Annotated in this window: 20 protein-coding genes; 9 read left to right on the top strand and 11 right to left on the bottom strand. The window is 38.8% G+C overall.

Going from position 1 to position 24424, the window contains the following annotated elements; genetic code table 11:
* Positions 1-138 precede the first annotated feature (138 nt).
* On the bottom strand, positions 139-1443 hold the full coding sequence (locus tag BN6559_RS13090) for an MFS transporter (RefSeq protein ID WP_110955137.1): 1305 nt from the start codon (positions 1441-1443) through the stop codon (positions 139-141).
* Positions 1444-1981: 538 nt separating this feature from the next.
* Here BN6559_RS13090 and BN6559_RS13085 point away from each other — a divergent pair.
* Positions 1982-2908: a LysR family transcriptional regulator gene (locus tag BN6559_RS13085; RefSeq protein ID WP_110955136.1), complete on the top strand. Its 927-nt coding sequence runs from the start codon at positions 1982-1984 to the stop codon at positions 2906-2908.
* 170 nt (positions 2909-3078) lie between these two features.
* Here BN6559_RS13085 and BN6559_RS13080 read toward each other — a convergent pair whose 3' ends face one another.
* The 5 genes from BN6559_RS13080 to BN6559_RS13060 form a co-directional block, all read right to left on the bottom strand.
* Complete coding sequence (locus BN6559_RS13080; protein ID WP_110955135.1) at positions 3079-4350, bottom strand: CaiB/BaiF CoA transferase family protein; 1272 nt, start codon at positions 4348-4350, stop codon at positions 3079-3081.
* Positions 4351-4404: 54 nt separating this feature from the next.
* Positions 4405-5697 carry an MFS transporter gene (locus tag BN6559_RS13075; protein WP_110955134.1) on the bottom strand — a complete coding sequence of 431 codons (1293 nt, stop codon included), beginning with the start codon at positions 5695-5697 and terminating at the stop codon, positions 4405-4407.
* Between the two features lie 158 nt (positions 5698-5855).
* The gene (locus BN6559_RS13070) at positions 5856-6377 is read right to left on the bottom strand and encodes a hypothetical protein (protein ID WP_110955133.1); all 522 of its coding nucleotides are present in this window, start codon (positions 6375-6377) and stop codon (positions 5856-5858) included.
* A 157-nt stretch (positions 6378-6534) separates the two neighbouring features.
* Entirely contained in the window at positions 6535-7719 is a 1185-nt protein-coding gene (locus BN6559_RS13065) for an acyl-CoA dehydrogenase family protein (protein WP_110955132.1), read from the bottom strand.
* A gap of 287 nt (positions 7720-8006) precedes the next feature.
* The gene (locus BN6559_RS13060) at positions 8007-10016 is read right to left on the bottom strand and encodes a (Fe-S)-binding protein (protein WP_110955131.1); all 2010 of its coding nucleotides are present in this window, start codon (positions 10014-10016) and stop codon (positions 8007-8009) included.
* Positions 10017-10539: 523 nt separating this feature from the next.
* On the opposite strand from BN6559_RS13060, the gene BN6559_RS13055 reads away from it, so the two are divergent.
* The 7 genes from BN6559_RS13055 (at position 10540) to BN6559_RS13025 (ending at position 18473) form a co-directional block, all read left to right on the top strand.
* A complete protein-coding gene (locus BN6559_RS13055) occupies positions 10540-11463 on the top strand; it encodes a bile acid:sodium symporter family protein (RefSeq protein ID WP_110955130.1) in 924 nt (307 codons plus the stop codon).
* A 261-nt stretch (positions 11464-11724) separates the two neighbouring features.
* The gene (locus BN6559_RS13050; RefSeq protein WP_110955129.1) at positions 11725-13158 is read left to right on the top strand and encodes an ATP-binding protein; all 1434 of its coding nucleotides are present in this window, start codon (positions 11725-11727) and stop codon (positions 13156-13158) included.
* A gap of 45 nt (positions 13159-13203) precedes the next feature.
* Positions 13204-13623, top strand: a complete 420-nt coding sequence (locus tag BN6559_RS13045) for a tripartite tricarboxylate transporter TctB family protein (RefSeq protein ID WP_110955128.1) — start codon at positions 13204-13206, stop codon at positions 13621-13623.
* A gap of 35 nt (positions 13624-13658) precedes the next feature.
* Positions 13659-15179 carry a tripartite tricarboxylate transporter permease gene (locus BN6559_RS13040; protein ID WP_456060730.1) on the top strand — a complete coding sequence of 507 codons (1521 nt, stop codon included), beginning with the start codon at positions 13659-13661 and terminating at the stop codon, positions 15177-15179.
* A 109-nt stretch (positions 15180-15288) separates the two neighbouring features.
* On the top strand, positions 15289-16233 hold the full coding sequence (locus BN6559_RS13035) for a Bug family tripartite tricarboxylate transporter substrate binding protein (protein WP_199883988.1): 945 nt from the start codon (positions 15289-15291) through the stop codon (positions 16231-16233).
* 154 nt (positions 16234-16387) lie between these two features.
* A complete protein-coding gene (locus tag BN6559_RS13030) occupies positions 16388-17362 on the top strand; it encodes a Bug family tripartite tricarboxylate transporter substrate binding protein (RefSeq protein WP_456060963.1) in 975 nt (324 codons plus the stop codon).
* Between the two features lie 133 nt (positions 17363-17495).
* Complete coding sequence (locus BN6559_RS13025) at positions 17496-18473, top strand: tripartite tricarboxylate transporter substrate binding protein (RefSeq protein ID WP_456060961.1); 978 nt, start codon at positions 17496-17498, stop codon at positions 18471-18473.
* Between the two features lie 49 nt (positions 18474-18522).
* Here the strand turns inward: BN6559_RS13025 and BN6559_RS13020 are convergent, their stop codons facing one another.
* From BN6559_RS13020 to BN6559_RS13000, 5 genes are all read right to left on the bottom strand, one after another.
* The gene (locus BN6559_RS13020; protein ID WP_110955123.1) at positions 18523-19776 is read right to left on the bottom strand and encodes a methyl-accepting chemotaxis protein; all 1254 of its coding nucleotides are present in this window, start codon (positions 19774-19776) and stop codon (positions 18523-18525) included.
* 27 nt (positions 19777-19803) lie between these two features.
* Positions 19804-20865, bottom strand: a complete 1062-nt coding sequence (locus BN6559_RS13015) for a SpoIIE family protein phosphatase (protein ID WP_110955122.1) — start codon at positions 20863-20865, stop codon at positions 19804-19806.
* 83 nt (positions 20866-20948) lie between these two features.
* Positions 20949-21251, bottom strand: a complete 303-nt coding sequence (locus tag BN6559_RS13010) for an STAS domain-containing protein (protein WP_110955121.1) — start codon at positions 21249-21251, stop codon at positions 20949-20951.
* 11 nt (positions 21252-21262) lie between these two features.
* Positions 21263-21616, bottom strand: a complete 354-nt coding sequence (locus BN6559_RS13005; RefSeq protein ID WP_324609430.1) for an ATP-binding protein — start codon at positions 21614-21616, stop codon at positions 21263-21265.
* A 265-nt stretch (positions 21617-21881) separates the two neighbouring features.
* Positions 21882-23033, bottom strand: coding sequence for a glycerate kinase family protein (locus BN6559_RS13000; protein ID WP_110955119.1), 1152 nt, complete (start codon positions 23031-23033; stop codon positions 21882-21884).
* A gap of 214 nt (positions 23034-23247) precedes the next feature.
* On the opposite strand from BN6559_RS13000, the gene BN6559_RS12995 reads away from it, so the two are divergent.
* Positions 23248-24405, top strand: a complete 1158-nt coding sequence (locus BN6559_RS12995; RefSeq protein ID WP_110955118.1) for a CdaR family transcriptional regulator — start codon at positions 23248-23250, stop codon at positions 24403-24405.
* Positions 24406-24424 lie beyond the last annotated feature (19 nt).

Raw genomic sequence — 24424 nt, 5'->3', positions numbered from 1 at the left:
CACGATTAACAACAATTTAACTTTTCTAAATTATCAAACAATTATAAATTAAAACTGAATTGTCAGATTGCTCTTTAACAATATGAATCACTACCATTTTCAGTTCATCCCCAATCGTCAAACTTTATTGACCGACTTCTAACTTCGTACTGAATTACACTTCGGCGCTTTATCTCTATCAACTCTGGGGATAATCGGTTTAACCTGACTCGTCATCAGAATAAGTGCTCCCAGTATCGATAAGCCCGCCCCTAAGTATAACGCATAGTCATACCCATATAAATCCACAACCACCCCCGTCAGAAGCGGTGCAATTATACCGCCAATTGTGGCACAGGTGGCATAAAGGCCAACAATTTTGCCGGCATGCGTGGGAGAAAAAACGATCGGCATAGAATAATATCCTCCCATGGTTAGGCATAAAACTCCATTAGACGCTGATATTAAAGCTACCGCCATACTGGCATTCATCGCCTTAGAACCGTATATTAATAAAACGCCAGCACCTATCATGCCAAGTATCGGAAATAGCTTTCTCCCAATATTGTGTCCTAATTTCTTTGCGGCCTGATCAGCCAGCCAGCCGCCTAATGGATACGTGAACATGGCAACCACATATGGCATCATACTATATATTGCACTTGTTCCTAGCGCGAAGCCACGCCCCTTAACAAAGTACACCGGCAACCAGGTCATAAATAAGTAAAAGAGGTAATTGGTACAAAAAAAAGAAATTGCACCGATCCAAACTGACCGTACTGAAAATATATCTTTAGCGGTCAAGGTTACGATCTGATTTGTACCTTCTGCCAAACCACCTTGATCTGCTCTAATATACGCTATTTCTTCCTTACTTATTGTCGGATGCTCCTCAGGCTTATCCTTACCATACTTAAGCCAGAGAATGACCCAAAGCGGAGCAATAAAAGCAAAAGAGAAAAAGACCATTTGCCATCCCCAAGTTTGGATAATCCAAGCCGATATCGGCATAGCCGCAGCAATTCCGATAGCCACCCCCATAAGACTCAACCCTTGGGCTAACCCAGATTCTTTTTTCGGCATCCACTGTGCTACAATTGAAGTCATCGCCGGTAAAGAAACACCTTCTCCCCACCCCATTGCAACTCGTATCATTACCATTAGCCCCATTGTAGAGCCAAAAGGCGTTACAAATACAAACAGCGACCACCAAAGAGCGCCAATCATTGTAACCTTTCCACCGCCAAATCGATCCGCCAACCACCCGCCCGGAAACTGCGTACATGCATAGCCAATAAAGAAAGCTGTTGAAACCAACCCGTATTGTGTGGCACTCCAATTGAAATGCTTCATCATAGAAGGTCCTGCCATCGACATACATGATCTATCCATATAAAGAATCGTATAGCACAATGTCAACATAGCAATCATATACCATCTTTTTTTACCAATCTTTGCGTCCATAATCATTCCGCCTCTCTTTTCTATGATAATAGGGTCTTATGCCAAATAGGTATAATCTCCTTCTACGTCGATCCATTTCGACAACTAGAAACGTTTGTAATTGTTAAAATATTTTAATTTTAAAGATGCTATCTATTTGACGTCACACTATAACTCTTTCTTTAATGTAATTTATTAAATGATTTACAACAATTTAATAAATTTAAATATTCAAACTATTATGAATAAAAAGAAACTAATCCGGATGAATTTTTAGCCATACTAACCAATCGCAAAATACATCTACTGCGAATATGCAATATGATCCAGCATATAGGTAAGATTGATTAGAAAAAGTTAATAATTCCGCGCCGCAGAAACCACATAAAAAAGCTTCGATTATTCAATAATCAAAGCTTTTTTGAATTATTATACAATTCTGATTTTAAAGGAAATTTGTAAAGTATCAAGAATATCTAAAATAAATATTATAAATATTAACATTCTTATTAATTATCAATATACGCATTAGATCGTGCGTCAGAAAGGAATAGACTATATGGAGATTTTTCAAATCAGGTACATATTAGCAGTAGCCAAGCACCAAAATTTTTCTCGTGCAGCGGAAGAAGTTTGTGTAACTCCCTCCTCTTTATCACAGCAAATAAAAAAACTTGAAGATGAATTGGGCGTTGTCCTATTCGGAAGAACTACACGATCAGTTCATCTAACTCCGGCGGGCATTGAATTTGTTGAAAATGCCAAGAAACTAATATTGGATATTTCCGGAATTAACATGGCCATGCAACAATATGTGGATGGTGAAAGCGGTAAAATATCCATAGGCAGTGTCCCGGCGCTTGGAGCTTTTGGTATTACGCCACTCATAGCAGCTTTCAAAAAAAACTATCCAAAAATTTCTTTTGAATTTCATGAAGCCGAATGTTTTGACCTCTATCCACTATTGTCGAGTGGAAAAATTGACGTAGCCTTTCTTACCGCATACAACAAATACAAACCGGACAAGATGCCGCTAGAGTCATACCCTCTGATCCAAGACGAATTAGTCATTATAACGAATACCGCTCACCGATTTGCCTCCAGAGAAATAATCGATCTACATGAAGCCGCGGAAGAAACTTTTATTTCTCTCTCCAAGTCTTCCGGAGCTTTTACAGACACCATTGATGCCTGTAAGTTATCTGGATTTGAACCGAAATTCGGCTATAATTCTCACTACGTTGATACCTGCGTTAGCCTTGTAACCGAAGGTATGGGAATCGCATTACTATCCTCTCGGATAGCGAAAATGGCATGTCCTGCAGGAAAAAACATTGCTGTAGTTCGCTTTAAACCGAAAGCAATTAGGACTGTATCCGTGGTCTTTCCAAAAAAGAAAAAACTTTCTCCCGTTGTTTTAAATTTCAAGAATTTTTTTGTACATTGGTCACAGGAAAATTATATACACAATACCTCCGATGGATAAAAAATGACCAGGCTGCTCAGAAAAATTACACTTTTGTGCATTGTTATAAACATCCTAGTCAAGGGGTATCATGAACAAAATTTGTAAAACAAAATCAGGCTGCTCCATATGCAATTTATCCGTACCGTATAGATTGCATATGGAGCCTTTCTATTTACACATTATCTTCCTTAAGGAAGCTCTTCTGTCGCTGACGTGCTGCTTAATTTATCAAAATTCAATTCTCCGCCTTCATATACCTTCACAGCACCATTTTCAATGAATTGCCGAACCTCAGTTTCAGAATAACCATATTTCAACAGGTACGCACGTGTATCATAACCAATCGGTTTAGATATCCACAACTTAGGGTCGCCAACACTCTTCATGCGAATTGGACTTGTCGGAATAACGCGGTCACCATAAGATTTGTATTTCACATGTCTTAGGATGTCATTGGCATAAACTTCTTCATCTACAAGGATATCATCCACCGTAAATGCTTTCTGATAAGGAATCTCATTTTCTCTGAAAATTACTTCCCATTCAGCAAACGTTTTTTTGATAAATGCATCTTCAAAAAGTTCAACCACATAACCATTCGTCTTATTTGCCGTAAGTTTTTCTAACGTATTGTATTCTTGATTGCCGCGAAGCGATTCGATACCGAATGCCTCAACCATTTGTTCGAAATATTTATTATAATTGCCCTGACAAATCAAAAACCAAATCCCATCTTGAGATTTATAACAGTTATTTGACGGGGTTGGAACCAGCTTTCTTGATCTTGGATATAAAGCCCCTGCCTGGCGTGAAACAATCGCATGCTGCATTCCCCAACAAGCGACATGATAAAGGTTAACGACTACCTTGTCGCCTAAACCAGTTTTCTCTTTTCTCACTAAAGCGGCCAAAACACTGGCAGTCAAAAAACCGCTCGCATTCCAATCACCAAAAGCAGCAGGAACATTCACTGGATTTTCACCTAGTTGCGGAAATGAAGTCAATATGCCGCCACGCGCAGAATAGGCAGTCGCATCATATCCTCTTGAATCCCTTTCCGGTCCTCTTTCGCCATAACCTCTCATTTGCGCATAAACGATATGCGGGAACATCTTGCGAATCGTTTCATAATCCAACCCCAATTTAACCAAAGCTTTATCTCTAAAGTTCGTAACAATAACATCCGCAGTCTCCACCATTTTATAAACGAAAGCGATACCCTCTTTACTTTTAAGATTCACACTCAACCAATTCTTATCAAGACCAGCCATATCGAATGCAGGATCTTCAATATCATCACGCAGCATACCATAACCAGGGCCTTGTGTACGTTGTTCATCCCCGCTAAATGGTTCAATTTTAATAATCTCTGCTCCCATTTCACCGAGAATTCGTGGACATGCTGGTGCTGCAATGTAAGAAGTCAGTTCGATTACTTTAATGCCTTCTAATCCTTTCAATGTAAAACACTCCCTTTATCAGATTGCAATTTGCTTTTTTGTTAGCATACGTAACTACTTGTCGATTGAAATGCCGCTTAGATATTGGCTTTTAGCTTGAATCGGTTGAATCTTGGCAGCTAATAATATCAGCGCACCTAAAATTGCCATGGAGGAGCCCAAAAACAACGCATAGCTATACCCGTAGACGTCAACAACCATACCAGTAACAAGCGGTGCGGAAATTCCTGCCATCGTACCAATGAAACCATACATGCCCACGATTGTACCGGCATTTTTAGGTGCAAAGATGATTGGAATGGAGAAAAAGCCACCTTGCGTAATGGTTAAAAAGCCCATCGATGCTGCAATTAAAATGATCGCTGTGTTAACATTATCAGCCTGCGCGCCTAGGATCAAAGCAATTCCCCCTATGACTAAACCACAAACAGGAAACAGCTTTCGCCCTATATTGTCTCCGAATTTCTGCGATGCCCAGTCAGCCAAGATACCACCCAATGGATATGTGATCATCGCGACAAGATATGGAATGATTGTGTAATAGCCACTTTTCACCAGAGTAAATCCACGTCCAACAGCTAAATAGGTCGGCAGCCATGTTAATAGCAAGTAAAAAACGTAATTATAACAAAAGTATGCAATAATCGCACCCCATACGGATCCGGTTGAAAAAATCTGCTTTGCAGTTAAGATAGCAGCTTGGGTACCAGTATCTTTTGCCCCCTGCCCCGATAAAATATAGTCCAGTTCTTCTTTGCCAACTGAAGCATGTTCGGGCCGATTTCCACCAAATTTAGCCCAAATTAAACACCAAATTGGTCCAAGCAGCGCAAATAGATAAAATATAGTTTGCCAGTTATAATTCTGGATTAAATAGACACCTGTAAGCATAGTGAGAATGACCCCGAGTGGAACTCCAATTAGTGTCCATCCCTGTGCCTTACCTGCCTCTCTTTTCGGTACCCATCTGGCTACCAGTGAAGAAGCCGCAGGTAAAGTAACGCCTTGCCCCAAACCTACAATTACCCGAATAAAAATCAGTGAGCTTATCGTTGCCGCCCCAAAAGGAGTTAAAAAGGTAAATACTGACCAAACTAACGTACCAATGACAATTACTTTAGTCGCCCCGAATCGGTCAGATAACCAACCAGCCGGAAGCATGGTCAGAGCATACCCAATAAAAAATGCCGTCGAAACTAAGCCAAACTCCGTTCCAGTCCAGCCATATTCTTTCATCAATACCGGCCCAGCAATTGATATACTGGCTCTCCCTAGATACATAAAAGTGAAACATACGACCAACAGAGCAATGATATACCATCGTTTATTACCAATCTTTGATTCCATAAGAGATTCCTCCTATTTTTTAAAGTGCACTTTTTACTTTTATGAGTAAAAAACATCGAAGAATTGGAACCTTCTGATTCAAAATTTTCATTCATTTCCTTATATCACTTGTTTTTTTAATTTTGCAGCATGAAAGATTTCTTCATCTCGCTGTAGCATTAAGAATTAAAGTAAGCAGACATTTTATCTAATGGAAGTTCCAGTAAACCTTTTGTTTTTATATACAGATATATAATAAAACCTCGTTTACAGCGAAAGACACACTCTAAACATTTGCTTCTGTCACAATATACATAAGCATCCTCATCGGCCAAAGGAAATACCACTGGCGGTTGTTTCTTCGCAGAAACATACTTTATGTAAGCACCAGTAAAAGTCTTAAGTAAAATCCACTCCGGTCTATTTTCCAACTGCTTTATCTCCCAGAATATCTGTACTGCATTCTGATTAAAACCGCCAACAATCTTATAATCTATATTGATCTCGGGCAATACAGCATCCATTGGCAATGCCTTCAGACATTCCATGGATACACCACAGCATACAGGCTCTTGTATTGGCATATCATAGCCCATAACTTGATATAACCTGCTACAATGCCTGCAACGATAGATTACAATATCGGGACATTCCGGCCAAGGCTTTCTGGCAGCCTTGCTTCTCAGGGGACCAAATTCCAACTTTCAGTCCTCCCTTCGCGCATTGTATTCTGAGAAACTTTTGATGCTCCGAATTAAAGTTACCACTTTAATAAGGAAATGATTTAACTTTTAATGTAGAAAGAAGGTCATCGGTTTTACACAGATGACCTTCTGATATGTCCACAAATTTTCAGACTTAATCAAGATACGCTAAACAGCCACCATGTTTGATCGTCTGACGAGAAATCGTTATGCGCTGCACCGTAGGCGTCCCTTCTTCTAGCCACATTGCACGGGAATCACGGTATAAGCGTTCCGTAGGGCCATATTCGCAATCTTCAAAGTAGCCAACACCACCAAAGATTTCAAGCATTTCATCGCCACACACTTTGGTAACTTGAATACTGAACAGTTTGCACATTGCAGCCTTTTCTTCAATGTATTCTCCGTTCGGATCCTTTTCGTAATCTTTTGCAAAATCATAAACCATGGTACGTAAAGCATGAACATGCGTAGCCATATCAGCAATTTTCATTCTGATCGCCTGACGTTCGATGATCGGTTTGCCGAAAGTAACACGGTCATGGGCACGTTTAAGCGAAATTTCCAACATGCGTTGCGCCATCCCCAGATTACTAGCTGCGATATGAACACGTGAAACAGACAGGGAATGAATCGAGATATGGAGACCATCGCCTTCTTTACCAAGCAAGTACTTCTTATTGACTCTCATGTTCGTAAATTTTAAGCCGGTATGCCCTGATCCACGGCATCCCATCATATGAGGCATCGGCGTAACTTCGTACCCCGGTGTATTACATGGAACCATAAAGGTAGAAAGACGATGATCTTTATCGGCATTAGGATCCGTAAGAAGCGTAACATAAGCATAATTGCAGCAATCCGTATGAGAAATTAAATACTTTTCTCCATTAATAATGTAATCATCGCCGTCTTTGACAGCTAAGGTTTTAATATCTGCACCAGTTCCGCCTGTTTCCTCTGTAACCGCCCAGCAAGTAAAGACCGATCTGTCCTGAAAACCAGGCATTAACTCTGCTTTCAGTTCTTCACTACCAAAGTCATATAAAGGACGCCAATTTAAATCCATAGCATAATGCAGATGCATACGCATTCCGCCAGGACCACGACTAAATTCTTCCTGAATTTTTAAAATTTCTAATTCAGAGAGACCCCAACCGCCGTATTCTTCTGGGATCGAGCAACGGTACAGGTTATTTTTTATGCCCAGTTGATAAAACTCCTCAGGAAACACATTCGTATCCTCAATTTCCTTTTGCATCACATCAAATGTGCCCTCTGTTAATTCTCTGATCTGTTTTAGATACGCTTTAAATTCTTGTTCATTCAATTTTCCCATTTTCTTTCCCCCTTATTTTTTAAACACTTTTCGGCTATGCGAAAGTATCTATAAGTCTAAGACCTTATGGCCTAGAACTTTTTATCTTCCCGCCCCAATTTAGCAACTTGCAAGAATACATGACTTGCTATGTATATGGTTTAGAAAGTTACAACGAATTTACGAAATCTATAAGTTTCTTCCGATAAACTCAATATACTATAGTTAAATATTCACAACAATTTAATAATTTTAAATTATCAAACTATTATAAGGCAAAACCACATGGTCATTACATTCTTAGAGAATTACTCTGTCTGCGCAATGGATTTTGCAAGAATTTCCGCAATATCGAAGGTACGTACTTGCTCGTCAGCGTTGTGCGCCTTGGTTCCATCCAACATCATTGTCAAGCAATACGGGCAGGCCGTTGCAATGACTTCAGCGCCTGTTTCCAAAGCTTGTTTTACCCGAACTTCATTGATACGTTGCTGCCCATCACCTGTTTTTTCTTCCATCCAATTACGCCCGCCTCCGGCACCGCAGCAGAAAGCATTTTTTCGATTCTGTGCCATTTCAGTCAAATGTACTCCCGGCACAGCTTGCAGAACTGTACGCGGCGCATCGAATATATCATTATGCCGTCCAAGATAACACCCATCATGATAAACAACCTTTGCAGAAAAAGAGCTATCCGTCTTAATTCTTCCTGCTTGCACAAGATCCGCGAGAAACTGTGAATGATGAATAACTTCATATTCGCCGCCAAAATCAGGATAATCATTTTTAAACGAATTAAAACAATGTGGACAAAGCATAATAATTTTTTTAATTCCCAATCCCTTGAACAGCTCCACATTGCCCTCAGCCAATTGCTGAAATTCAAATTCATTACCCATACGTCGAATCGTTTCACTGCAACAAGGCTCATCGCTGCCCAATACGCCAAAGTTTACGCCAGCCGCTTTCAACACCTTCACTAAAGCAGTACTTACCTTCTTAGCCCTTTCATCATAAGCACCCGAGCAGCCCACATAGAGTAAATATTCTTTTTCTTCCGACCAAGCAGGTACATCCAACCCTTTCATCCAGTCACCACGACTACTACTAGAAAGTTTCCACGGATTACCGCTCGCATAACAATTAAAAGTACGCTGTACGTCCTCTGGCATCTTTGCCTCAGTCATGACCATATAACGACGCAAGTCGAGAATTTTTTGTACATGTTCGTTCGAAACAGGGCAAACCTCTTCACACGCACGGCAAGTTGTACACGACCAAATAAATTCTTCGGAAAACAGGTCGCTAACCACCTGTTTTTCCAATACTTTTTGCTCTGCGTCCGTAAATTCTACTTTCTGATCGCCTGCGGCTTTAAGTTTGTCTAACAATGGTGCTTTTTCTTCCATATGCGCACGCAGTTCAACATGCAAGGCACGGGGATCGAGCGGTTTTCCTGTCTGAAAGGCCGGACAATGCTCTGTACATCGCCCGCATCGCACACAACTATAAGCATCCACAAGTTGTTTCCACGTAAACTCTTCCAACCTATTCACGCCAAAGGTTTCTGCCGTTTCATCCTCAAAATCTAACTTCGTCATCGAGCCCTTCGGTCGTAAAGTATGCCAGATTGCATTAGCTGGAGCAAATGCCAAATGCAGATGTTTTGACCCCGGAATCAGAATAGCCATCAAGCCCATTGCAAAAAAATGCATCCACCAAGCGCCCGTTGCCAATGTTTGGAGCGTATCGGGCGAATATTTTACGAGTGAGCCTGCTATGTAATTGGCAAGGAAGGAGGCACCACGAATATCATTTTTTTCGCCTAATGCAAAACTGGCCCCGTTATATAACAGGTCTCCAGTAACAATAAGACTGATCAGACCAAGAATCAAAAACGCTTCAACAGAATTCTCTATTCGATCCGGCTTCAGCACCGTACGCCGTAATACAGCCATAATAACGCCGATATAAACTAACAGTAAAAATAATTCTTTCAAGCCGATAAATAAGCTGTTGTCACCAACAATTGGAAGCGAAATACCAAACAATCCTTCTACCGCCAAATTCATTGCACCAAAACCAAGCACAATAAAGCCCCACATAATCAATACATGCGCTACCCCAGAAACCCGATCCTGCAGCACCTTATCCTGCCCCACGACATTTGACATAAAATATTTCAAACGATCCCCTAACCGGTCAGACCTGTTATCGGGTTTTCCGTGCAAAGTATTTTTAAACCTGCGGAAGATTTTATACATCATGAAACTAAAAGTACTCCCCATCCAAAGTAAAAAAATTAGAATTTTTGCCATAATAAAATACCTCTCTCCCCCAATTATTCTTGAATGCAAAATGAATTTCTTTTACTCTTGCACTTCTAAAAAAATCATCATGCTATGAAAATTTCATATTAAATGTACTATATTTACGGGTGCACAACAATTTAATTAAATTAAGTAGTAAAACATTATAAAGTATAAATATATAATCTAGCCGCAAGCGAACAAAAAGCTTCACCACATTTCACCTCACATAATATGAACGATTTGTAAAGTGTTTTTGATTAAGCTTTCTGCTTGCCGAACTTCAGCATATTAAATTTTAAATAATAAATATTAACATATTTTACAGTTTTCTTCTTGACATATTGTTATTTGCGATTATAATAAAATAATATTTTGTTTACAACTTTACATTTTTTAAGAATAAGGCGCTATCTATTTATGTAGACAAATAGTTCAAATCCTGCTTGCTATATTCCCTCAAAAGTTTATTTAACTTTACTTAAGGAGGTTTTTTGCTAATTTTATTGTTCAAAAACAGGAGGTCTTTTTTATGAAGTTTTTCGAAAAAATAAGTACGATCATTACACGCTATTTCCCTTTATGGGTTGTTTTTTTTGCCGCATTGGCTTTCTTCCAACCGACTCCTTTTAAACCGCTTGGTACATATGTACCTTACTTATTGGGTCTTATTATGCTTGGTATGGGTTTGACGATGTCAATCCATGATTTTAAACTTGTACTGATTCGTCCTAAAGATGTAATTTGCGGTATTCTTTTACGTTATATCACAATGCCGCTGATCGCTTTTTTGGTGGCTAAATTACTGGATTTACCTCCAGCGTTAGCCGCAGGTCTCATTCTCGTTGGCGCGTGTCCAAGCGGTACAGCCTCCAATGTTATGACGTTTATCGCCAAAGGTGATACCGCATTGTCAGTTACCGTATCCAGCTTCAATACGATTTTAGCTCCCATCATCACACCATTTATTTTTTTATCACTTGCAGGAACAATGATTCCAATCCAGTCAGATGCACTGCTAATTGACATCTTAAAAATCGTCTTATTTCCTGTATTTCTTGGTATCATCTTACGTATGCTGGCTTCAACTATTGTTGATCGATTCAGTCCAATGATTCCGGCCTTTTCTGTTATTGCAATCATTTTGATTATTACGGCTGTCGTTGCATTGAATGCCAACAAACTAATCACGGTTGCCGGCATCGCATTTCTAGCTGTGATACTCCATAATTCCATCGGGCTCTTCCTTGGTTATGGCGCCTCGCGCATGATTGGCATGAACGAAAGTAAAGCGCGTGCGATTTCCTTTGAAATTGGAATGGAAAATTCGGGGTTGGCAGTTGCTTTAGCAATGGCACATCTTGATCCGATGGCGGCTATTCCGGGAGCCATTTTCAGTGTATGGCATAATTTCAGCGGAAGCTTGCTTGCTGGTTTTTGGAGTAACCGCAAATAAAGACTTCCTAAATAATATAAAATAAAAGACTTTATCAAAATTACTTTGATAAAGTCTTTTATTTTTGTCCGGCCTATATTCAAGACATTTTTCCTATATCGACTGGAAGGATTTTGCTATTTATTGACGAAGTAATAAACATAAATAAGAAATTTTTACATTATTAGGTTTATATGTTGCTAATTGTAATTGAGTATTTGAACAATGATCTTATATTGTAAAAATAACACGATAAGACTATTCAATAGAAAGGTAAAACAAATGAAGGGTTGTACTTTAACAACAAGATTGAACATAAAAATAGTCAGCGTTGTTTTTCTATTAATGATCACAATTACAGCATATACGCATTGGCTCTCATTGCAAGAAGAAAATGAAAAAAATATACAATATTTAATGTCCATTACCAATGTCCTACTCGAAAGAAAAACCGAAAATAGTTTCTCAAAAATATACGCACAGCCTGACAACGATGATCAAACAAATCGTGAAGAAATTCTTGCCTTGAATCGAGAACTTCAACCGCTTTTATGCGGAATTTTCATTCCAACCAATACAATTAAATTTGGTTTTTACTCACAAAAATACGGCAACATTGTCGCCATCGGACCTCAAGTTGATAAATCTCTGCTTATGGATGTTTCTCCCATTCCAATTCAAGAATTTGATGAGAGCGACGCGGAAAGAGTTTTTGAAAAAGAGCACTCCATTCTATGGCATGGCGCATCGACCATTACTTATGTACAGCCGATTGAAGAAAATGGCGTCATCGTTGGCAAAGTTTTTGCTGCGGTAAATCAAGATGCGGTCTATGCGGTAATTTGGAAACGGACAGCAAACACTTTTTTAGGCGCATTTATTATGCTGTTGATCTGTATCAGCATTTTTCGCGAATTGTTTATTCGACTAAAAAAAGACTTACAGTTATTTGCTGAATCTATTCTTTCAGGTAATTCTTATAAGTATCGTAGTGAAATCGCTGAATTTACACCGATTCTAAAATACATCAGTCAACAAACCGAACAAATGACACGCTTAGATCGCTTGAATATCATTGGCGAAATGGCAGCCGGAATTGCCCATGAAATACGAAATCCACTGACAACGGTAAGAGGTCTGTTACAGTTACTCACCAGAAAAAAAGAATTCCACCAGCAGCAAGAAAACTTTTCATTAATGATTGATGAAATTGATCGTGCCAACAGTATTATTACAGAATTTTTATCCTTGGCGAAAAATAGAACGATGAATTTCGAAGCTACCAATTTAAATGATATCATCCAAGATATCTATCCGTTGATACATGCTGATGCTGTATGCAATCATTGCGACATCGAATTGCATTTAAACAGACTTCCTAAAATTCCTTTAGATGAAAACAGTATCCGCCAGCTCCTTTTTAATATGATCAGAAATGCTTTAGATGCAATGCCGCAAAATGGTTTGATTCATATTATGACAAAATACAAAAAAAGTACGGTTATTTTGTTAATTAGAGATTCTGGATCTGGTATCCCTGCCGATATCAAAGATAAATTAGGAACACCGTTTTTCACTACCAAAGAAAATGGTACTGGACTTGGACTGGCAATCTGCTATCGAATTTTACAACGTCATAAAGCAACAATGGAAATTGAAAGTGAACCTGGCAAAGGAACTACTTTTATCATGAAATTTGGACTCACATTACAATAAAAGACTTCATATGACTCAAAATTAAATCAGCAGAGGTGATATACTATGCCTGAAAAAATTTTAACGTTTTTCTTTCTATTGATCAGCAGTTCTTATCTGTATTTTGCAAAACAACTCACCTTTGGAAACCTGCAGTCACCTCGCTCCGGATTTCTGCCTATCTTGGTTGGCATTGCCGCAATTATAATCTCATGCTTTTTGCTTTTTAAGCAACGGGATAAACAGCAATCCAATGCAGAAAATTCGGTGGATTGGACAAAGTTCATTTTTATCCTAATTGGCTTCATCTTCTATATTACACTATTCCATATTATTGGCTATTTTTTCACTACATTTATCGTCCTCTTTTATTTGTTTAAAATTGCTGACATGTCCGGATGGATTATTCCTCTTGGTGTAGCTTTCGGCAGTTCAGCTTCATTTTATCTTCTATTTAAATACTATTTAGCCGTTGCTTTACCTTGACCACCTTCAATCTTTTCATAATTTTAAAATAGGAGATGAGATCGTTGGAAACTTTGAGTATGCTTTTACATGGATTTTCTATCAGTATCATGCCAATGAATTTATTAGCCTGTATCATCGGAGTTTTGCTCGGTACACTTGTCGGGGTATTACCGGGCATAGACACGATTAGCGCCATTGCTCTGTTATTGCCTTTTAGTTATAGCATGGACAGCACCGCCGCCTTGATTATGTTTGCCGGCATCTATTATGGTTCAAAATATGGCGGTTCCACAACCTCTATTTTAATGAATGTCCCGGGTGAAGCAGCTTCCGTCGTCACTTGTTTAGACGGTTATGCAATGGCACAACGCGGACGCGGTGGTGCTGCACTTGCTGTATCTGCAATTGGATCTTTCATCGCTGGAACGATTGGCATCATTGGTTTGACCATATTTGCTCCGCCGCTAGCACAAGCTGCGCTGGTATTTGGCCCGCCAGAGTATTTCGCCATCGCAACTGTGGGCCTAATCGTTCTCACGAAATTAACGGGTACTTCTGTTCCAAAATCTATTCTAATGACTGCTGTTGGTATCATGCTCGGAACTATTGGACTTGATAGTATGTCCGGCATCAGCCGATTTACTTTTGGGGTTGATGAATTAGATCGTGGTTTTGATCTTTCCATTTTAGCGATGGGAATCTTCGGCATTGGTGAAATTCTCACCGTAATGACAAAGTCTGGCGAATCCACACACATCCCCACCTTAAAATTCCGTGATTTATATCCTACCCGCGAAGAATATAAACGTTCGACAGCACCTATCGTCCGCGGTGGAATTTTAGGATTTTTAGTTGGCTTATTGCCTGGCCCTGCCGGAACAATTTCTAGTTTTTCATCCTATGCACTTGAAAAAAAATGCAGTAAAAATCCCGCAGAATTTGGTCATGGTGCAATCGAAGGAGTCGCAGGCCCAGAAGCGGCAAACAATTCTGCTATTTCGGCAACTATGATCCCTTTATTGACATTGGGATTGCCGTTTTGCGGTGGAACAGCGATTTTATTAAGCGGGTTCATGATCCACGGTATTATTCCGGGACCAGCCCTAATCACACAGCAGCCTGATTTATTCTGGGGACTGATTGCCAGCATGTATGTTGGCAATATATTATTACTCATTATCAATTTTCCACTTGTCGGAATTTTCGTCCAGCTCTTAAAAACACCGATTCATATCCTTATGCCTTTAGTGGCAATTCTGACTTTAACGGGTGCTTATACCATTAATAACAGCATTTTAGATTTAATGTGGATCATTCTTTTTGGTATCATTGGATTTTTTATGAATCGGAATGGATTTGAGCCGGCACCGCTTATCATAGGCATTGTTATTGGGCCTGAATTAGAACAAGGATTGGTACAAAGTTTAATTATCTGCGACGGTAACTTTTGGAGCATTTTTACACGGCCAATTGCTGGTACAATTTTTGCTGTTGGCGGCATGTTTATTCTTTATCACGTACTGCGCCGCTTTCCTATTTCTACGCGTTATTCAAGTAAATCAGCTAAACTATAAGTGTTTTATATATAAACACAAGGGAGATGTTGTAATGAGAAAAAAACTATTTCTGATTCTTACCCTGTTTTTATTTATCACATCTATAATATTAGGAGGTTGTAATACAATGAAAACACAAGCAGAAGTTTCTGAGAAAAAATACCCAACCAAACCGATTACTCTTATTGTTCCTTTTAGTGCTGGTGGTGGATTGGACTTGGTAGCGAGAAGCTTAGAGAAAATGGCACCCAAATATCTAGGACAACCTTTAGTCGTTATCAACAAACCGGGCGGTTCCGGTACAATTGGTTGGAACGAACTGGTCAGTTCGCCTTCCGATGGTTATACTTTAGGAATCAGCGCAATTGATGTACTAGTACAATCATTATATGGAACAACAAAGTATCACTATCCCACAGCCTTGGAGCCTATTGCACAAATTACAACTTCTCCATGGATTTTAGTAGTTAATGCTGATCTGCCTTGCGAAGATATTAATTCTTTCATCCAATACGCAAAAAACTCCCCTCAAAATTTAAAATTAGGACATCCTGGTATAGGAACATTACCACATATTTTAGGTGAAAAATTTTCGAAACTTAGCGATACAAAATTTGATGAAGTCCCTTTTCGAGGTGCTAGCGATGTGGTAGCCTCTCTGTTAGGCAATCACATTCAATTTTCTTTCATTAATCCATCAACGGTCAAAGAACATATTAAAAATGGTACACTAAAAGCAATCGCAATAACAGGTGATCATCGGCTTACCGATCCTGAATTAGAAAAAATCCCAACCTTTAAAGAATTAGGTTTTGACATTGTATTAACCAACTGGTTTGGTATAGCCGCACCTAAAGATATGCCACCTGAAGTAAGAACAAAATTAGATCAAGCACTTAAAGAAATTGCCGCCGATCCCGAATTTAAAACAAATATAGAAAATTTAGGTTTGCAACTAGAATACTTAAATTCTGATGAGTCAAAAGACAAGTGGATTTCTGATGGTGATAAGCTATATAAATCAATTGAAGAAACCGGGATTCTCGATCAAATAAAAGCGCAAAAAAATTAAACCTCTCCTCTGATTCACATTGTCGTTTTTCTATTTTTACATATTCCCCTCATCAATCACCTACCCAAACCATAACTATTTCATATACAAATACAAGGGAGATACTGAGATGAAAAGAAAATCATTTTTATTCTTGACTACAAGTTTATTGATCATGACTTTTATCATCGGAGGCTGTAATACCTTGGCAACACAGAGCAATACATCGGCACCAAAATATCCTACCAAACCGATTACGATGATCGTTCCTTTTAGTGCTGGTGGCGGATTAGACTTAGTGGCAAGAACCTTAGAAAAAATGGCACCAAAATATTTAGGACAGCCTTTAGTCGTTATCAATAAACCAGGCGGTGCTGGTGCAATCGGCTGGAATGAATTGGTGAGTGCTCCTTCTGATGGCTACACTCTAGGGATCAGTGCAATTGACGTATTGATTCAACCTTTATATGGAACAACTAAATATCATTATCCAACTGCACTTGAACCAATTGCCCAAATTACAACTTCACCATGGATTTTAGTCGTCGATGCAAACCAATCTTATAAAGATATTTATGCACTCATCGACTATGCAAAACACTCTTCTCAGAAATTAAACTTTGGGCATACTGGAATAGGATCACCTTCTCATATCTTAGGAGAAAAATTTGCTAATATAACTTCAACCAAACTTGAACAAGTCCCATTTCGAGGTGCTAGTGATGTGACTGCTGCATTATTAGGCAATCATATTCAATTTGCATTTGTTAATCCTTCAACTGTTAAAGAGCATATTAAAAATGGTACATTAAAAGCAATTGCCGTAACAAATGACCAGCGTCTTACTGACCCAGAATTAGAAAAAATACCAACCTTAAAGGAATTGGGATTTGATATCATATTGACCAACTGGTATGGCATAGCCGCACCGAAAGATATGCCACCTGAAGTTAGAGCAAAATTGGATGAAGCATTAAAAGCAATTGCCGCTGATCCAGAATTTAAAACCAACATTGAAAACTTAGGTTTACAGCTAGAATACTTAAATTCCGATGAATCAAAAGACAAATGGATTTCTGATAGCGATAAGCTATCTAAAGCAATTCAAGAAACTGGCATTCTCGATCAAATAAAAGCGCAAAAGAACTAAATTTAAAAACCTGGTAAAAATTTAGCTTGTCAGCGTTAATCCTTTAAACTATAACCATTCCATACACAAATACAAGGGAGATACTGAGATGAAAAGAAAATCATTTTTATTCTTGACTACAAGTTTATTGATCATGGCTTTTATCATCGGCGGCTGTAATACCTTGGCAACACAGAGTAGTACATCGGCACCAAAATATCCCACCAAACCGATTACGATGATCGTTCCTTTTAGTGCAGGTGGTGGATTAGACCTTGTGGCAAGAACTTTAGAAAAAATGGCACCAAAATATTTAGGACAACCTTTAGTTGTTGTCAACAAACCGGGAGGATCTGGTACCATTGGCTGGAATGAACTGGTTACCTCCCCTGCCGATGGCTATACTTTAGGAATCAGCGCGATTGATGTATTAATTCAGCCTTTGTATGGAGCAACAAAATACCACTACCCGACAGCTTTGGAACCGATTGCGCAAGTTACAACCTTACCATTAATTTTAGTAGTACCTGCCGAACAGCCTTGGCAAAATGTAAATGATTTAATTCAATACTCTAAACAAACTTCTAAACAAATTAAATTTGGTAATACAGGTATCGGTTCTACCGCGCACATTCTTAGTGAGCAATTGGGGAAACTTTCTGGTATTTCGATTGAACAAGTTCCATTTCGTGGTGCCAATGATTCTACGATTGCCTTATTAGGAAATCATATTCAAGCCGCTTTTGTTAATCCTTCAACCGTCAAAGAACATATTAAAAACGGTACATTAAGAGCATTGGCAACAACAGGAACGCAAAGAATTACCGACGATCCAAAACTCTCTCAAATACCTACCTTAAAAGAATTAGGTTTTGATATAGAATTTACAAATTGGTTTGGTATAGCCGCACCTAAAGATATGCCACCTGAAGTTAGAGCAAAATTGGATGAAGCATTAAAAGCAATTGCCGCTGATCCAGAATTTAAAACCAACATTGAAAATTTAGGCTTACAGCTAGAATACTTAAATTCCAATGAATCAAAAGACAAATGGATTTCTGATAGCGAGAAACTATCTAAAGCCATTCAAGAAACTGGCATTCTCGATCAAATAAAAGCGCAAAAGAACTGAATAAAAAAACTCCAACAAAACTTAAACGTTTGTTGGAGTTTTTATTTATTTAAACCTTAAAATGACTGATTCCATTTTGCAAAGTAGCCGACATTGCCGCCGTTTCTTCCGCACAACTTGTAACATTCTGCATTGCCGCTGATTGCTGTTGCGTAGAAGCAGAAATTTGTTCCGCATGACGCTCTACTGCCTCAATTATACTAGCCAATTGATCAATCAGTTTAACGATTTGATCCGAATTTGCCACTTCCTCAGCAGCAATGCCATTAATTGCATTAATTTCATTGGCTGTATGTTTCACTGCTGCTAAAATTGTATCTAACGCTGTACCAGTCTTCGTAACAGCCTGCACACCATCTTCCACCTGCATACTATTTTCCGCCATAGCTTCAACGACTTGTGTGGTTTTTAGTGATACATTTTCAATCAAATGCGTGATTTCCTGTGTTCCCTGATTCGACTGTTCTGCCAATTTACGAACTTCTTCTGCTACAACTGAAAACCCTCTGCCGTGTTCTCCGGCACGAGCAGCCTCAATTGCTGCATTTAAAGCCAGTAGATTGGTCTGATTGGATATCGATGTAATTGTATCAATAATTTGACGAATTTGCTGTGAATAACTGTTTAAATCTGCAATCATATCCGATGTGATCTGTGTTTGATTTTTAATTTTGTGCATCATCTCCATTGTATCTTGCACATTATGCAATCCTTGCTGGGCCGCTTTTTGCGTTTCAGCAGAATCACTTTCCGTCGTCGATGCTTTCACCTTTGCCATCTGAATCAAAGATGACAACTGTACTAAAGCTTGTGACGCTTCCAATACCGCCGTATTTCCCTTCTCTGTTTCAATGGCTAAAGACTGCATACTGGTTGATATCTCTTCAAAAGAAGCTGTGACTTCTTGCGAAGAAGCAGACATTTCTTCTGAAGCAGCACCTAATTGCTGACTCGCCTCCGCAACTTGACGAACAATTTTATCCTGGCTGTCAATCATACCATTGAAAGAATCAGCCAACTGTCCAAATTCATCGTGCACCTGCATTTGACTATGTACGGTAAGATCCCCTTCCCCCGCTTGTCTCATCGTTTTTTGCAGCGCGTGAATTGAATTTAAAATAGAATGCTCTAATAAAAACACAAAAGAAACTGCCACAATCAATTCAACTGCAAGAAAAATGATATTTCCTCCTGAAAAAAAAGTGCTGCCTTCCTTGACCGACATATAGATTTGTCCTGCTGCATTCAATATCAGCAAAGAAAAAAATCCAATGAAAAGTTTCATGCGTAAGGTAAGGTTCATGTTTCATCCTTCCAATCTCTAAATCGATTATTTAATATGTAAACATAATGCCGCAATATCGTCGCGACGTTTACGGCTGCGTGTTGTCCTAAACAGCCAGCGATAACTATCAGAATACCCGATCGGACAATGAATGGCAGGTTCTTTTAGCAATTCAAATAGTCCATCTGTCATAAAATAGAAAACATCTCCCGAACCAAAAGAAATCTTATGACATTCATATTCAGCTTTTTTATCTATACCAATAAAAAGTCCCGGTTTTTTTATAACGGCTGGCTGTTGATTTATAATTGCAAGAAAATGATTAATACCAGCCATGCTATATGTCAATTCTCGTTTCTCAAAATCAAGCGAAAAGCAGATTAATGCCGCAAAAGAGTCCTCTGTCAAAAAAGGTATCGCTTGCTGATTAAACCATGCAAGTTTATCGTTTAGCGCTGCCTCTCTCTTAAAAGCCTGCGCCAGCAAAACCCTTAACGCTGACAACATGAAGGAAGTCGTCAAACCATGCCCCATGATATCAAGCACATAACCATTTAGCACATTATTTTCTTCCCAGCGAAAATTAAAAAAATCCCCACTCACATAATGATAAGGACGATACATCGATCGAATCTCAACCTGAGAATTTTTATAATTTTGCGGAAGCATATTTTTTTGAATGCGGCTGGCAAATTCAAACTCTCTCTTTAGCCGCCGTTCTAATGAGATATTTTTAATTAATAAAGCAAAGATACTTTTATCATGAACTTTTACATGTCGCGCATCAATCTGCACCTGTACAAGTTCATGATTTTTTTTTCGATGCGTAGATAGAAATATATGACCTTCTTGTCCGGAATATTGAATCGTATACAGATACTTTTCTGATACCGTTACATTCAAATCCAACTGCATAATATGCAAATATTGAATCTCTTCCAGTGAATATCCATAAAAATCACATGCTTTTTCATTCATAAATAAAATCATGCCAGAATCATCAAGCAGCACAAGGGGATCATTCACCATATTTAAAATCCAATAACTACATTCCGGGAAAAAATGCGCGCCCTCTGCAACAAGTTTTCCTACTGGAAATTCATTCATTATTAAGACTCCCAATGATTATTTCCGTATTGTTCAATCAATAGAATTCAAGATTTTAACCTTTCATACTACTCAATAAAAATTTATACGAATTCAAATATTTTATTTAGGCGTGTAAGCTCAAATAACTCTTTTACAACACCTGTCAAACCGTGCAACTGTAGCTTTCCATGGTGTTCAAGTGCACGTTTTTGCAGCGCTACCAACACACCCAGACCAGAACTGTCAATATAATCAACTTGGGATAAATCAATTAAAAAATTTGTATGCCCTTCTTGGAAATAAGATAAAGCTTTTGTTCTAAGCAAAAGGGCATCTTCGACGTATAAACCTCCCTCTAATTTTATGAATACTTTGTTATTTTCAACATGAATATCTGCTTTCATAGCATCGCTCCTCACTCCGGCGAAACATCAAACTGTTTATACATTGTAAGTTTACAACCACAAGCGCTAAATTCCAATGAATCTACATAATGACGAATGATCTCAATTCCCCGCCCGCCTTCATTATACAAATCACAAGTTGGATGACATACGCCGAGTTCTTCAATGCCCTCTCCATTATGACTCACTACAATATATAAACCTTGTTCAGTTCGCGTTATATTAATTATTACTTGCGTACCTTTATGATCATTTATGCCATGAAAAAACGCATTATTGACCGCTTCATTGATGGCAATAAATAATTGCATTGAACATGCCGGATAAAATGTATCCAGTGTTTCCCGAATAGCCGCTCTAGCCAGACGAAACTCATCATGGGAAGCACATGTATAGTTAAAACTATTTCCCAGAAACGATCCCTCCTTGTTTTTATTAAACTCTTAGCTATTCTATATCATTTTCCAAAAACCTTCTTCATTTTAGAGAAAACTGCAAAAAAGCTGATGTTTCCACAAAATATAGCAGCCATACACATTGCGCTGCTGCAAATGAAGCTAAAATAAAAAGAATGCTCTCGGCATATGCCAAAAACACTCTTAGCAAAACTTCTATTTTATAAAGCAACGCTTATTCATGCTGTTTGATTTTCATTCCAATTTGAATCATCTGGCAAGCTCTTACTGCGCCCTGTGTAATTAATTCTTTGCCGTTTTCCATACAACTTTCCAACGTCATAGGTCCAGTAGTAATACTCATCAGCCCATCAATACCTGCTTTTAACACCCCTTCATACCCTTTCCCCAGACAACCAGCTATACAAATCGTCGGCACTTGATGTTTCTGCGCAATTTTTGCAATGCCGACAGGCGCTTTACCAAATACAGTTTGGAAATCAGTTCTGCCTTCACCTGTAATCACAAGCTGTGCTGATCTGATTAGCTCTGTGAAATTGGTTGCTTCCAAAACAATTTCTACTCCCGGGCGTAACACAGCATTCGTAAAAAATAAAAATCCAGCGCCAATTCCCCCACCTGCGCCGGCTCCAGCCTGATTTGCTACTGCTTTTCCCGTAGCGATTTCAGCCTTTTCAGCAAAATGTGCAAGCGCTTGATCCAGCTCAATGACAAGTTCTGGTGTCGCTCCTTTCTGTGGTCCATAAACTGCCGACGCACCTTTTTCTCCGCATAATGGATTATCCACATCACAAGCAACAATAATTTCTGTATCCCGCAAACGTACATCAAGCTGTGAAAGATCGATTGCAGCTAATTTTATCAATGCAGCTCCACCCTGAGGAAGTTCTTGTCCAGCCTCATCTAAAAATCTTCCGCCTAAAGCTTGCATCATCCCACAACCAGCGTCATTTGTCGCACTGCCCCCGATACCGACGATAATCTTCTTCATTCCGTGTTCCAAGGCAGCACGTATTAATTCTCCGGTACCATAGGTCGTTGTAATGCGCGGATCTTTTTTTTCTTCCGGCACTAAAGGCAATCCCGATGCTGCTGCCATCTCAATTACTGCAGTTTCCCCATCACCCAAAATCCCCCAAAATGATTTGACAATCGTTCCAAGCGGTCCCATCACATTTTGATACATAATTTTTCCGTTTGTCGCTGTAACAAGTGCTTCCACGGTACCTTCGCCGCCATCCCCCATCGGCACTTTGATCACTTCAGCCTTCGGAAACACATTTTTTATCCCCTGTTCAATCGCATTCGCTGTTTCTACTGCTGAAACACTGCCTTTAAAAGAATCCGGCGCGACTATAATACGCATATCCATCCCTCATTTCACTTGATCAATTTCGTATTCTGGCTTATCTTCATTTTATGAAAAACCGGCAAGATTTACAATATTGACACTGCCTAATCTTTTATTTTAGATTCCAATAAATATTATGCAAAATAACCAATGAGTACGCCCATATAATTTGTTATAATGAGATATAATAAAATCTAATTGTACATTTTAACTAATCGAGGTGATTTTTTTGCTTTTAACACATACCTTAGCCCAAAGAATCGTCGACAGCATTTTGCCCATCGCCCAACAAAACATTAATATTATGGACAACCAAGGAATGATTCTTGCCTCAGGTCAACCCGATAGAATCAATACCCTCCACAAAGGTGCACAAACCGCAATTCAAACTGCTCAAACAGTTGAAATCTTTCCTGCAAATCTTAAACAATACAGCGGTACAAAACCAGGCCTGAATATGCCGATTATCGTGCATCAAAAAATTATTGGCGTCGTAGGAATATCTGGGCATCCAGAGAAAGTAAGACCCATTGCGCAAATGGTAAAAATGATCACAGAATTAATAATAGAGCAGGAAGTATTGCAAGAAGAAGCGCATTCTCAATCTCATTTAAGAGAAAATTTCACTGCACTTCTTCTCTCTGAGAATGCACATACAAACCAAGATAAATTGACTGCGACTGCAAAACTATTAAAATACGATTTAAGCTTAGCACGGTTGGTTTTGGTGATTGATATACAACCCCTTTTGGAGTATGCGTTTGATCAATTCGGTATAAGCGAACTCGCAGCATATCGCACGAAAGACAAGCTGCTGCAACAATTAACAAACTGTCCAGAAATACAGGGTGCTGACTTTGTTGTTTTTTTAGAAACGCACTTAATTATTCTTAAACATTTTTCTGACACCGTTGCTCCATCCGCCTATACAAGCTGGGCAGAAGTGATCCTGAGTCTTATAAATCCAGAAAATAAAATACAGCTTTTCTTAGGCGTAGGAAGTCTAGCCAGTCACTATACTGCTTTGGCGCAATCTTATCAAGAGGCCTTATTTGCACTTACAAAAGAAACCTCTAATGCCATTTCCAGCATACACGACTTTGATATCTTAGTTTCCTATTTATTAGAACAAATTCATGGTACAGAAACCTCGCCAATTTTAAAAATAAAGGAAAATTTAAATGGACTAACCAAAAAGTATGATATAAAAAGAACCATTCTTTGCTTGTTAGAACATAACTTAAATCTCACAGATACTGCAAAAAATCTCTATATTCACCGAAACACCCTACTGTTTCGTCTAAAAAAATTTAAAGAAATCACAGAACTCGACCCCTGTCGTTTCTTTCATCATGCTGTACTCTGTAAAATCATCTTGAAAGACTAATACTTCATAAAAACCTCCC

Source organism: Massilibacillus massiliensis, from assembly GCF_900086705.1.
GTDB lineage: Bacteria > Bacillota > Negativicutes > FLKF01 > FLKF01 > Massilibacillus > Massilibacillus massiliensis.
This window is presented reverse-complemented; position numbering and strand designations above follow the sequence as displayed.